Here is a 304-nt window from a genome sequence, read left to right as displayed (position 1 = left end):
GAAGTACACCTAAACCCAGAAAGAGAAGCTGCTTAATAAGTAAGCAAATGATGACAACTACCTTGAAAAACGCCGGGAAGTCTGCACTTCAGAAAGAAAAGCCTGATCCAGATGACAGGGTTGTCGATACCAGCGATGTTGATGAAGAAACATATCGAGATATATCCGCATTTCCTGACAATATAGCCACTCAAATTACTTTTCGTCTAAGCATTCTTCGTTATTTAGCTAGGGCGTGTTGATCTTTCGTGAGTGTTTTTTGAATAGCATGGTAAAGAGTTATAATTTGCTTTGCCAAAAGTAA

At 38.8% G+C, this 304-nt stretch carries 1 protein-coding gene; it reads left to right on the top strand.

Translation table 11 applies throughout. The features are described 5' to 3' along the window. On the top strand, window positions 1-242 hold a 242-nt coding region (locus Q1A70_RS20630; RefSeq protein ID WP_299695934.1), incomplete at its 5' end, for a hypothetical protein. Window positions 243-304: the final 62 nt, after the last annotated feature.

Source organism: uncultured Vibrio sp. (assembly GCF_947488985.1).
GTDB lineage: Bacteria > Pseudomonadota > Gammaproteobacteria > Enterobacterales > Vibrionaceae > Vibrio.
Note: the sequence above shows the minus strand (reverse complement) of the source record. Positions and strands in the feature narration are given on the sequence as shown.